Origin of the sequence: Rhizobium sp. C4 (assembly GCF_021026315.1) — a bacterium.
Classification (GTDB): domain Bacteria; phylum Pseudomonadota; class Alphaproteobacteria; order Rhizobiales; family Rhizobiaceae; genus Ensifer_A.
Genome location: NZ_JAJNCX010000010.1, coordinates 86,070 through 98,118, shown reverse-complemented (window position 1 = coordinate 98,118; position 12,049 = coordinate 86,070). Strand labels below are relative to the sequence as shown.

Here is a 12,049-nt window from a genome sequence, read left to right as displayed (position 1 = left end):
TCAGAAATGTAAGAAGCCGCCGCATCCAGTCAGATGCGGCGGCTTTTTCTTTGGATGGCGAACTTGTTGAGGATCACGGCCCGCAGCTTCGACGGTCACGCCCTGAGGCGTGTCCAGGGAAGCTGCGGAGGCCACGTCTGATACCGACATGACCGAAACATGGGCGGGGCGGCAGCCGCCTCAAAAGCCCTCGGCCGAAGCCGAGGACCTTTATTCCGCTGCCGGATGGGTGGTGCTCTTCACAAGATCGTCGGTCAGGATGCCCGATGCGCGCAACAGCGAGGCAAAGCGGCCATTGCTGTGGCTCAGATGATCGAAGGTGCCCTGCTCCGCGATCCGGCCGTGATCCAGGAAGATGACCAGATCGGCATCGCGCACCGTCGACAGGCGGTGTGCAATGATGAAGGTCGTGCGATTGGCGCGCAGACGGTCGATGGCCGTCTTGATGCGGGCCTCGGTCTCGACGTCCAGCGCCGAGGTTGCCTCGTCCAGCACCAGAATGGGCGCGTCCTTGAGGATGGCGCGGGCGAGCGCAATGCGCTGCCGCTCGCCGCCTGAAAGACGGTTGCCCCGATCGCCGACCACCGTCTCGTAACCCGCCACGCGGCTCTCGATGAAATCGTCCGCCGAGGCAGCGCGAGCCGCCTCGATCACATCCTCGATCGTCGCATCTTCGCGGCCGATGCGGATGTTCTCCGAAATCGAGCGGTTGAGCAGGCCGGAATCCTGGAACACCGTTGCGATGGCGCGGCGCAGCGACTTGCGCGTGACCTTCGTGATGTTCATGCCATCGATGAGGATCTCACCCTGCTGCGGATCGTAGACGCGCTGCAGCAGGTTGATGAGTGTCGTCTTGCCGGCGCCTGTCGGGCCGACGATCGCGACCGTCTGTCCGGCCTCGACCGTAAAGGAGACATCGCGCACGCCCTGCGTCGTGTTGGCGAAGTCGAAGGAGACATTCCGGAATTCGACGCGGCCCGAGACATGGCCGAGATCTTCGGCCTCGACCGATTCCTCGCGCTCGCGCACCGAATCCTCAAGCTTGTAGAATTCCTCGAGTTTCGCCCGCGCCTCGAAAATCTGGCTGGCAAAGCCCTTGATCTGGTCGAGACGGGAAATGAGCAGGTTGGCGAAGCCGATGAACGCAATGACGTCGCCGACCTTGATCTCGCCGTTCTTCACCATGATCGCGCCGAGGATCAGGATCGCCATCATCGAGATGGTGGAGGCGATGCGGTTGAGCGCGCTGGCCAGCGCCCACCAGTCGAGCACCGGAAACTGCGCCGAAAGCAGCCGCCCTGTGTAATCCCTCAACGCCTGCGTCTCGCGCTCGATCCGGTTATAGCTGTGCAGCACCGGCACGTTGCTGATCGTGTCGCTGACATGCGAGAAGACCTGATGATAATGCTCCTCGACGGCGGCCTGCCCCTCGCGCGTGCGGTTCATCACCACCTGCCCGGTCAGCCAGTAGAGAACGCCGAGCAGCAGAAGGACGATCGAAAGCCTGAGGTCCATCGACAGCGCTGCCGGAACCAGAAGCACGAGCGCGACAGCCGTGGAAAGATGCGTGCGCATGAATTCGAGCCAGAGGCCAAAAAGCGTCTCGGTGGCGCGCAGCAGCGTATGCAGCACGTTCGACGTGCCGCGCTGGCTGTGCCAGGACAGCGGCATCGAGATGATGCGGGAGAAAGCTTCCGCCAGAAGTCCCGCCCGACGCGCATGCGCCAGCCGGTCTGCTTCGCGCGCGATCAGGACAAAAGCAACCGTGTTGAAAATGCCAAGTCCGGCCCAGGCGACCAGAACCGGCAGCGAATTCCCGCCGGATGACATGGCGTCGATGATACGGCCAAAAAGGATGGGCTCGGCAATGGCAACAAGCGCCAGCACGATATTGCTGATGACGACGATCGAAACTCTCAACCGCTCGTCGGCGAGATAGCGAAGCGCTCTCAGATAGACTTTGGTAAGCGACACTTTGCGTCTGCCCTTTCCCTGTATTTCTGGAACCGTTTGTCGCGGGCTTTTGCACGGGACGGAAACGGCATTCGAATCACGATGCGGTGTGGCACACATGTCGGCCGACGGTCTTGACGACGTTCGACGAACGTCCCGGACGGTCGAGGCCGATCTGGCGAGCATGTAACACCTGCGCGGCATATCAAAATAGTCGGTTCAGATGAACAGAACCTGAGCGAGGCTCGCGCAATGTGGCTTGAACGGGCCCACGTACATCATTTTGAGGAGGCAGACCATCCAAGACACCATTTTGTCGTGCGCACGTCGCCTTTCGGGTCGGCGGAGGCGCTGGAGGGACAGTGGAACGCGCCTCTGCCACCCAAAGATGAACCGTGATTTCAATCGGCGCATCCTCATCGCACCTCAAATTACATGAAAATTCAGGGTTCTCCTTCTTGACAGACTCCGTGTTAGCCGTTCATAAATTATCTAAGATATTGAGATTATATATGTTTCTACGTATCATTTCTGCGTCAAGACAAGAGTATTGCGCGCTGTCATTTGATGCGGATGAAACTTCCCGCTGTTCACCTGTGTGCTGGTTCATACCCGCTTTTGCACGCTCACCGGTGGGAGATTTTCCAATGGCCGGATCAACGGGTGGCTAGATGAGTATCAATGCAATCGTCCAGTTTTTGGTCATGGGACGAGAACATGAAAGTCCGAAAACGCTGATTGCGGATTTCGAGCATCTTCTGAAGCAGTATCGCTTTGAATACTACGGGGTCCTCATGCAGCCGCGGCCGCACCAGGACCCGATGACGCTTGTTCTGGCCGGCAAATGGCCGAACAAATGGCCCGAGACTTACATTGCCAACCGTTTTGTGCTGGTCGACCCGACGGTCCGTTATCTGGGCCGGGCGACGGGGGCCTTCCGGTGGCGCGATGCCAGAAAGGCGATGAAGTCCGACCCGCAGAAGCGGCGGATGGACCAGATGTTCAAGGAGGCTGCAAAGTTCGGGCTCGAGGATGGCTATATCTTCCCCGTTCATGGTCGGCAGGGTCTCCTCGGCAACATGACCATGGGCGGCGTCTCGGTCGATCTGACGCCCGTCGAGCTTTCCCTCTTCGAGCAGGTGGCGAAGCTGATGTTCATGGAGCTCACGCGCTTCAGGGCCAAGGCACAGGGAAGCGATGAGGAAGGAAGCGCTCCTTCCGAGACCAAGCTAACCAGACGCGAACTGGAGGTGCTTCACTTCCTCGCGGAAGGAATGACCTCGCAGGACATCGGCAAGGTGCTGAACCTGTCCAGCCATACCGTCGATTGGTACATGAACGGCATCCAGGAAAAACTGGAGGCGAAAAACCGCCAGCATGTCGTCGCTCTCGCCTTCCGTCAGGGGCTGATTTCCTGAGTTGAAGCCTTCCCAAAAGAGTCCCGTTGAACTTCGTCTCGCAAGCCGCTAACAATTTGTTAGCGGGTGCAGCATGGGAGCTGCCAAAACTGGGGGACTGCCTTGACGATTTCCAAGATTCTCGTCGCAAACCGTTCAGAAATCGCGATCCGCGTTTTCCGCGCCGCAAACGAACTCGGCATAAAGACCGTGGCGATCTGGGCGGAAGAAGACAAGCTGGCGCTCCACCGTTTCAAGGCGGACGAGAGCTACCAGGTCGGCCGCGGGCCGCATCTCGAACGTGATCTCGGACCGATCGAAAGCTATCTGTCGATCGACGAGATCATACGTGTCGCCAAGCTCTCCGGGGCTGACGCCATCCATCCGGGCTACGGGCTCCTATCGGAAAGCCCGGAATTCGCCGAAGCCTGCGCGGAAAACGGCATCATCTTCATCGGCCCGAAGCCAGAAACGATGCGGCAGCTCGGCAACAAAGTTGCCGCACGCAATCTGGCCATTTCCATCGGTGTTCCGGTTGTTCCGGCGACCGACCCCCTGCCCGACGATCCGGAAGAGATCAAACGGCTCGCCGAAGAAATCGGCTATCCGGTCATGCTCAAGGCCTCCTGGGGCGGCGGCGGTCGCGGCATGCGCGCGATCCGCGATCCCAAGGAGCTGCTTCGTGAAGTGAACGAAGGCAAGCGCGAAGCCAAGGCCGCCTTCGGCAAGGACGAAGTCTATCTCGAAAAGCTCGTTGAGCGCGCCCGCCACGTCGAGAGCCAGGTTCTCGGCGACACGCATGGCAATGTCGTCCACCTCTTCGAGCGCGACTGCTCCATCCAGCGCCGTAACCAGAAGGTCGTCGAGCGCGCGCCGGCACCCTACCTGACAGCCGAACAGCGCGCCGAACTGGCCTCCTATTCGCTGCGCATTGCTGAAGCCACGAACTACATCGGCGCCGGTACCGTCGAATACCTGATGGATGCCGACACCGGCAAATTCTACTTCATCGAAGTCAATCCGCGCATCCAGGTCGAGCATACCGTGACCGAACAGGTCACCGGCATCGATATCGTCAAGGCGCAGATCCATATTCTCGACGGCTTTGCCATCGGCACGCCGGAATCGGGCGTTCCGGCGCAGGAAAACATTCGCCTCAACGGCCATGCGCTCCAGTGCCGCATCACCACGGAAGACCCGGAACAGAACTTCATCCCCGACTATGGCCGCATCACCGCCTATCGCGGCGCCACCGGCTTCGGCATCCGCCTCGACGGCGGCACGGCCTATTCCGGCGCGGTCATCACCCGCTATTACGATCCGCTGCTTGAAAAGGTAACGGCCTGGGCGCCAAGCCCGGAAGAGGCGATCCGCCGAATGGAGCGCGCGCTGCGCGAATTCCGTATCCGCGGCGTCGCCACCAACCTCACCTTCCTCGAAGCCATCATCGGCCACCCGAAGTTCCGCGACAACAGCTATACGACGCGCTTCATCGACACGACGCCGGAACTCTTCCAGCAGGTCAAGCGTCAGGACCGCGCCACCAAGCTGCTGACCTATCTGGCCGACGTGACGGTCAACGGCCATCCGGAAGCCAAGGGCCGCGCCCGTCCGCCGGAAGATGCCGCAGCCCCGATCCTGCCCTTCGTTGACGGTCCTGTGCCGGACGGCACGAAGCAGCTGCTCGACAAGCTCGGCCCGAAGGGTTTCGGTCAGTGGATGCGCGCCGAGCAGCGCGTGCTGATGACGGACACGACGATGCGCGATGGCCATCAGTCGCTGCTTGCCACCCGCATGCGCACCTATGACATCGCCCGCATTGCCGGCACCTATGCCCGCGCCCTGCCGAACCTTCTGTCGCTGGAATGCTGGGGCGGCGCGACCTTCGACGTCTCCATGCGCTTCCTCACCGAAGACCCGTGGGAACGCCTGGCGCTGATCCGCGAAGGCGCGCCGAACCTGCTGCTGCAGATGCTGCTGCGCGGCGCCAACGGCGTCGGCTACAAGAACTATCCCGACAATGTCGTGAAGCATTTCGTCAAGCAGGCAGCGTCCGGCGGCATCGACCTCTTCCGCGTCTTCGACTGCCTGAACTGGGTTGAGAACATGCGCGTCTCGATGGACGCAATCGCCGAAGAGAACAAGCTCTGCGAAGCCGCCATCTGCTATACCGGCGACATCCTGAGCTCGGCACGTCCGAAATACGACCTGAAATACTATGTCGAGCTCGCCCGCGAGCTGGAACGCGCCGGCGCACATATCATTGCTCTCAAGGACATGGCCGGCCTCCTGAAGCCGGCCGCGGCCACCATGCTGTTCAAGGCGCTGCGCGAAGCAACCGACCTGCCGATCCACTTCCACACGCATGACACGTCCGGCATTGCGGCTGCGACCGTGCTGGCGGCCGTGGATGCGGGCGTCGATGCAGTGGACGCTGCGATGGACTCGCTGTCCGGCAACACCTCGCAGCCCTGCCTCGGCTCGATTGTCGAGGCGCTCAAGGGCGGCGAGCGCGATCCGGGACTCGATACGAGCTGGATCCGCCGGATTTCCTTCTATTGGGAAGCGGTGCGCAACCAGTATGCCGCCTTCGAAAGCGACCTCAAGGGACCGGCTTCGGAAGTCTATCTCCACGAAATGCCGGGCGGCCAGTTCACCAATCTCAAGGAACAGGCCCGTTCGCTGGGTCTCGAAACCCGCTGGCATGAAGTGGCGCAGGCCTATGCCGATGCCAACCGCATGTTCGGCGATATCGTCAAGGTAACGCCCTCCTCCAAGGTCGTCGGTGACATGGCGCTGATGATGGTGAGCCAGGACCTGACCGTGGCGGATGTCGAGAATCCGGCAAAGGACGTTTCCTTCCCGGATTCGGTCGTCTCCATGCTCAAGGGTGACCTCGGCCAGCCCCCGGGCGGATGGCCGGAAGTCCTGCAGAAGAAGGCGCTGAAGGGGGACGCCGCCTACACGGTTCGCCCCGGCTCGCTGCTGGAAGCTGCCGATCTCGCCGCCGAACGCAAGGCGATCGAAGAGAAGCTGGAGCGCGAGATTTCGGAATACGAATTCGCCTCCTATCTCATGTATCCGAAGGTCTTCACCGACTTTGCCGCCGCCGCCGATCTCTACGGCCCGGTTTCGACCCTGCCGACACCGGCCTATTTCTACGGCCTGCCGGTCGGCGAGGAGCTTTTCGTCGATATCGAAAAGGGCAAGACGCTGGTTGTCCTCAACCAGGCCATGGGCGCGACGGACGAGAAGGGGATGGTCACCGTCTTCTTCGAACTGAACGGCCAGCCCCGCCGCATCAAGGTTCCGGACCGCGCCCACGGCGCCTCCGGTGGCGCCATCCGCCGCAAGGCGGAAGCCGGCAATGCCACCCATCTCGGCGCGCCGATGCCGGGCGTCATCTCGACGGTTGCCGTCTCCTCGGGCCAGACTGTCAAGGCCGGCGACGTCCTGCTGTCCATCGAAGCCATGAAGATGGAAACCGCGCTGCACGCCGAAAAAGATGGTACGATTGCCGAAGTACTGGTGCGCACCGGCGACCAGATCGACGCCAAGGACCTGCTGATCGTTTACGGCGCTTGAGCCGCAGCCGCTTTCAACTGAAAACGTCGCGCATCTTAGGGTGCGCGGCGTTTTTCTTTGTCTGAAACTGTCTTCAAGACAACAAAAAAGCCGGCTCGAAAGCCGGCTTCTGAACCATCAGCAGATGGGAAACGCTTATGCGCTTTCCTTCGGCGTCAGAACCTGACGACCACGGTACATGCCGGTCTTCAGGTCGATGTGGTGCGGGCGGCGAAGTTCGCCGGAATTCTTGTCTTCAACGTAGGTCGCAGCCTTCAGCGCATCGGCCGAACGGCGCATGCCGCGCTTGGACGGGGAAGTTTTTCTTTTCGGAACAGCCATTTAACGTACTCCAATGTGTCAGGCAAAGCTCTGTCACAGGCCGGTTTGACTGGCCGTATGGACATTGCCGATGTCGGAAATTGGCGCGCTTATACATAAACCTGTGGACTTTGGCTAGTCCCCGTACCAATTTTTGTCGCGATGCGGTCACATCGGCCCGTCAGGGATAGATGCAGCGCACATAATCGCCCGAGGCCGCTGCCCGCCGCGCGATGATGCCGGCAATGGAGCGCATTCCACGCGATGGCTTGTTGGGCACGCGAACATAGGGGTTCGGCAGGGCCGCAGCAAGCAGGGCGGCCTGACTTGCCGAAAGCTTCGAAGCGGGCACCTTGAAATAGGTCTGCGCCGCCGCCTCGATACCGTAGATGCCCGGACCCCATTCGGCGATATTGAGATAGACTTCCATGATCCGCGCCTTGGACCAGACGAAGTCGGTCGCGAAGGCGAGCGGCAGCTCCAGGCCCTTGCGGATGAAGGAGCGGCCGTTGAAGAGATAGAGGTTCTTCACCGTCTGCATCGGGATCGTGCTCGCCCCGCGCGTTTCATTGCCCTCCAGCGCATCATCGATCACGCCCTTCAACTGGACCAGATCGACGCCATAGTGGCTGCAGAACTGGCCATCTTCCGACATCATCACCGACTTTACGAGAACGGGCGCAATCTTCTCGAGATCCACCCAGCGCCGGTCATAACCTCTGAAAAGCGCCAGATCGGAGACCATCAGGGTGGAAATCGGATGAATGAAGGGCGGCCAGTAGAGCAGGATCAGCGCGTAAGGCAGAAGCAGGATCACGAAGACAAGCCGCAACACGCGAAGCCAGAGCGGTCCGCGCGGCCAGATCCAGTCGATCAGACGCTTGCGGCTCCTCACCTCTGCCTCTTCGGTGACGCGCTCCGGCGGCGTCGGGATGTCGTCTTCCATCATCACCATGAAGAAATGCATAAAGCCTCGGCCGCGCCAAGACCAGTGGCGGCCAAATTTTTACGAAAAGCCACCATGCCGCCATTGCCACGACGAAACCGAAGTGCAAATGAAAAGTCATGACCGGAACCGATGCGATGTTTGAAGAACGGCTGCAAGGCGCAGCACAGGCTGTTCAGGGCCTCCTGAGCGAGCTTCTGGGGTCGGCCCCCAAGGCGGACGAAACCGCGCGCCCGGAGCGCCTGATGGCGGCCATGCGCCACGGCGTGCTCAACGGCGGCAAGCGGATGCGGCCGTTCCTTGTTCTGGAAACGGCCCGGCTCTTCGCCGGCCCGGAAGCGGCAGCCCTCCGCGTTGCTGCCGCACTTGAATGCATCCATTGCTATTCGCTCGTTCACGACGACCTGCCCGCCATGGACGACGACGATCTGCGTCGCGGCCAGCCGACGGTCCACAAGGCCTTTGACGAGGCAACCGCCATCCTCGCCGGCGACGCGCTTCTGACCTATGCATTCGATATCCTGGCCGACGAAGACACGAAGCTTCCGGCAGAGGCAAAGGTCGCGCTGACCCTGAAACTCTCGCGTGCCTCCGGTCTCGGCGGCATGGCCGGTGGCCAGATGCTCGACCTGCAGGCAGAAACCCAGGCACCGGACGAAGCCGGCATCGTCACGCTGCAGGCCATGAAGACCGGCGCGCTGATCCGCTTTGCCTGCGAAGCCGGTCCCATTCTCGCCGGTGCCTCCAGAGAGGACACCGCGAGACTGACCGAATTCGGCCGCAAGATCGGTCTTGCCTTCCAGCTTGCCGACGATCTTCTCGATATCACCGCCGACAGTGCCACGCTCGGCAAGGCCGCCGGCAAGGATGCGGCCAAGGGAAAGGGCACGCTGCCGGCGCTCCATGGCATCGACTGGACCCGCGCCCGGCTGGCTCAGCTTGTCGAAGAGGCCGAAACCCTGCTTTCACCCTATGGCGATAAGGCCGACGTGCTGAAAGCGGCCGCACGCTTTGTCGCAAGCCGGAAAAACTGATCCCCGGAAGACGAATATCATGAGCAAATACTGGTCCCCCATCGTCTCGACGCTGAAGCCCTATGTCGCCGGCGAACAGCCGCGCATCGCCAATCTGGTGAAGCTGAACACCAACGAGAACCCCTACGGTCCCTCACCCAAGGCACTGGAAGCGGTGAAACAGGCCGCCGATGACCGCCTGAGGCTTTATCCAGATCCGGTCGCGCTGGAGCTGAGAGAGGCCATTGCCCGCCTTCATGGCGTCGACGCCGGCGAAGTGTTTGTCGGCAACGGCTCGGATGAGGTTCTGGCCCATACCTTCATGGGCCTCCTGAACCACGATGCGCCGCTTCTCTATCCGGACATCACCTACAGTTTCTACCCGGTCTACAGCCTGCTCTATGGCATCGAGAGCCGGCAGGTGCCGCTGGACGACAACTTCGGAATCCGGCTATCGGATTATGATCAGCCCTGCGGCGCGATCATCCTGCCCAATCCGAATGCCCCGACCGGCATCGGCCTGCCGCTTGCCGAGATCGAAGCGCTTCTTGCCGCCCATCCGGACCAGCCGGTGGTGATCGACGAGGCCTATGTGGATTTCGGCGGCGAGACCGCCATTCCGCTGACGCGTAAATATCCGAACCTGCTCGTCGTGCAGACCTTCTCGAAGTCACGCTCGCTTGCCGGCATGCGCGTCGGTTTCGCCATCGGCCAGCGCCAGCTGATCGATGCGCTGGAGCGCGTAAAGGACAGCTTCAATTCCTATCCGCTCGACAAGCTGGCGCAGGTCGCAGCAACCGCCGCCATCGAGGATGTGGAATGGTTCGAGACCTGCCGCACGCGCATCATCGAAAGCCGCACCCGCGTCGTCTCAGGCCTTGAACAGCGCGGCTTCCGCGTCCTGCCGTCGCTTGCCAATTTCGTCTTCGCCTCGCATCCGGATTTCGCCGGTGCGGATCTGGCGGCGAAGCTGCGCGAGCGCGCAGTCATCGTCCGCCACTTCGCCAAGCCGCGCATCGATCCATACCTGCGCATCTCGATCGGCACGGAAGAGGAATGCGACCGCCTCATCGAAGCACTGGATGACATCCTTGCCGACCGTTAACCATAGATAACTGTGGTTTCACGTGAATCACGCTTGACAGGAATTCATGAAAAAGGGGCCTTTCGGCCCCTTTTTGCTGGACTAAGTCCGCGTCGTTCATGCCATCAATGGCGGAAATGGCGCATTCCGGTGAAGACCATGGCGACGCCGGCCTCATCGGCAGCGGCAATCACATCCGCATCCTTGATCGAGCCACCCGGCTGGATCAGCGCCGTGGCGCCAGCGGCAACCATCGACAACAGGCTGTCCGGGAAGGGCAGGAAGGCTTCAGACGCAACGGCAGAGCCCTTGGTCATCGGCTCGGCCCAACCGGCAGCCTTGGCGGCCTCCTCGGCCTTGATGGCGGCGATACGGGCGGAATCGATACGGCTCATCTGGCCGGCCCCGATACCCGCCGTCTGGCCATCCTTGGCGTAAACAACGGCATTCGACTTCACATGCTTGGCAACGCGGAAGGCAAACTTCATGTCTTCCAGCTCCTGTGCCGTCGGCGCACGCTTCGTCACCACCTTCAACGCCATATCCTCGACCATGGCATTGTCGCGCGACTGGACGAGAAGACCACCGGACACGGTCTTGGCGGTGATCCCGCCCTTGCGCGGATCCGGCAGGCCGCCAGCGGCCAGAAGACGAAGGTTCGGCTTGGCGGCGATGATCGCCTTGGCTTCGTCGCTGATCGACGGCGCGATGATCACTTCGGTGAAGAGCTTGACGATTTCCTGCGCGGTTTCCGCATCCAGCTCCTGGTTCAGCGCGATGATGCCGCCAAAGGCTGAAGTCGAGTCACAGGCCAGCGCACGGCGATAGGCTTCCGCCAGGCTCGGACCCGTCGCCACGCCGCAGGGGTTGGCATGCTTGATGATGGCGCAAGCCGGACCCTGGTCGGCGCGGAACTCGGCCACCAGCTCGTAGGCGGCATCCGTGTCGTTGATATTGTTATAGGAAAGCTGCTTGCCCTGGAGCAGGGCAGCGGTCGCAACACCGGGACGGTTTTCGCCGGTGATGTAGAATCCCGCCGCCTGATGCGGGTTTTCGCCGTAGCGCATCTCTTCCTTGAGCACGCCGCCAATGGCGCGATGACGCATCATGCCGAGGTTCAACTCGTCGGCGAACCAGTTGGAAATGGCGGCATCGTAAGCCGCCGTCCGTGCGTAGGCAGCCGCCGCCATCTTCTGGCGGAAGGCGTAAGAGGTCGAACCCGCATTCGCCTTGAGTTCGCCAATGAGGGCTTCGTAGTCAGCCGGGTTGGTGATGACGGTGACATAGGCGTGGTTCTTGGCCGAAGCACGGATCATCGCCGGGCCGCCGATGTCGATATTCTCGACCGTGGTCGGATAATCGCCACCCTTGGAGCGAACCTCTTCGAACGGATAGAGATTGATGACGGCGAGATCGATATCGATGATCCCATGGGCCGCCATCGCTGCCTTGTGCTCCTCGTCATCACGGATGGCAAGAAGGCCGCCATGAACCGAGGGATGCAGCGTCTTGACGCGGCCGTCCATGATTTCGGGGAAGCCGGTGAGTTCGGACACGTCCTTCACAACCAGGCCCGCATCGGCAATCGCCTTGTGCGTGCCGCCGGTGGAAAGCAGCGCCACGCCCTGTTCTACAAGCGCCCTGGCAAGCTCGACAATGCCGGCCTTGTCGGACACGGACAGGAGCGCGGTCTTGACGCGAACCTTGTCAGGGGCGGGGATTTTCTTGGAAACGACAGCCATGGCTCAACCTCTTGCAGCAGGGGAAATGG

The 12,049-nt window shown here is 61.4% G+C and carries 8 protein-coding genes; 4 read left to right on the top strand and 4 right to left on the bottom strand.

Annotated features, from left to right (window positions below; all coding sequences use genetic code 11):
• Window positions 1-210 precede the first annotated feature (210 nt).
• Window positions 211-1,974 carry a glucan ABC transporter ATP-binding protein/ permease gene (locus LQK84_RS17275; protein ID WP_230829970.1) on the bottom strand — a complete coding sequence of 588 codons (1,764 nt, stop codon included), beginning with the start codon at window positions 1,972-1,974 and terminating at the stop codon, window positions 211-213.
• 650 nt (window positions 1,975-2,624) lie between these two features.
• On the opposite strand from LQK84_RS17275, the gene LQK84_RS17270 reads away from it, so the two are divergent.
• Window positions 2,625-3,371, top strand: a complete 747-nt coding sequence (locus tag LQK84_RS17270; RefSeq protein ID WP_230829969.1) for a helix-turn-helix transcriptional regulator — start codon at window positions 2,625-2,627, stop codon at window positions 3,369-3,371.
• 102 nt (window positions 3,372-3,473) lie between these two features.
• Window positions 3,474-6,935, top strand: coding sequence for a pyruvate carboxylase (gene pyc, locus LQK84_RS17265; protein ID WP_230829968.1), 3,462 nt, complete (start codon window positions 3,474-3,476; stop codon window positions 6,933-6,935).
• 135 nt (window positions 6,936-7,070) lie between these two features.
• On the opposite strand, the gene rpmF is transcribed toward pyc, so the two are convergent.
• Together rpmF and mtgA are read right to left on the bottom strand one after the other, a co-directional pair.
• Complete coding sequence (gene rpmF, locus LQK84_RS17260) at window positions 7,071-7,256, bottom strand: 50S ribosomal protein L32 (protein ID WP_016556742.1); 186 nt, start codon at window positions 7,254-7,256, stop codon at window positions 7,071-7,073.
• Window positions 7,257-7,416: 160 nt separating this feature from the next.
• Complete coding sequence (mtgA, locus tag LQK84_RS17255) at window positions 7,417-8,169, bottom strand: monofunctional biosynthetic peptidoglycan transglycosylase (RefSeq protein WP_230830071.1); 753 nt, start codon at window positions 8,167-8,169, stop codon at window positions 7,417-7,419.
• A gap of 131 nt (window positions 8,170-8,300) precedes the next feature.
• On the opposite strand from mtgA, the gene LQK84_RS17250 reads away from it, so the two are divergent.
• Both LQK84_RS17250 and hisC read left to right on the top strand, forming a co-directional pair.
• Window positions 8,301-9,215, top strand: a complete 915-nt coding sequence (locus LQK84_RS17250; RefSeq protein ID WP_230829967.1) for a polyprenyl synthetase family protein — start codon at window positions 8,301-8,303, stop codon at window positions 9,213-9,215.
• A 19-nt stretch (window positions 9,216-9,234) separates the two neighbouring features.
• Window positions 9,235-10,299, top strand: coding sequence for a histidinol-phosphate transaminase (hisC, locus tag LQK84_RS17245; protein WP_230829966.1), 1,065 nt, complete (start codon window positions 9,235-9,237; stop codon window positions 10,297-10,299).
• A gap of 104 nt (window positions 10,300-10,403) precedes the next feature.
• Here the strand turns inward: hisC and purH are convergent, their stop codons facing one another.
• Window positions 10,404-12,020: a bifunctional phosphoribosylaminoimidazolecarboxamide formyltransferase/IMP cyclohydrolase gene (purH, locus tag LQK84_RS17240; RefSeq protein WP_230829965.1), complete on the bottom strand. Its 1,617-nt coding sequence runs from the start codon at window positions 12,018-12,020 to the stop codon at window positions 10,404-10,406.
• Window positions 12,021-12,049 lie beyond the last annotated feature (29 nt).

Coding starts and splice junctions, on each gene's coding strand:
- LQK84_RS17270 (WP_230829969.1), top strand. CDS start 2,625: ATGAGTATCAATGCAATCGTCCAGTTTTTGGTCATGGGACGAGAACAT.
- rpmF (WP_016556742.1), bottom strand. CDS start 7,256: ATGGCTGTTCCGAAAAGAAAAACTTCCCCGTCCAAGCGCGGCATGCGC.
- LQK84_RS17250 (WP_230829967.1), top strand. CDS start 8,301: ATGACCGGAACCGATGCGATGTTTGAAGAACGGCTGCAAGGCGCAGCA.
- hisC (WP_230829966.1), top strand. CDS start 9,235: ATGAGCAAATACTGGTCCCCCATCGTCTCGACGCTGAAGCCCTATGTC.
- purH (WP_230829965.1), bottom strand. CDS start 12,020: ATGGCTGTCGTTTCCAAGAAAATCCCCGCCCCTGACAAGGTTCGCGTC.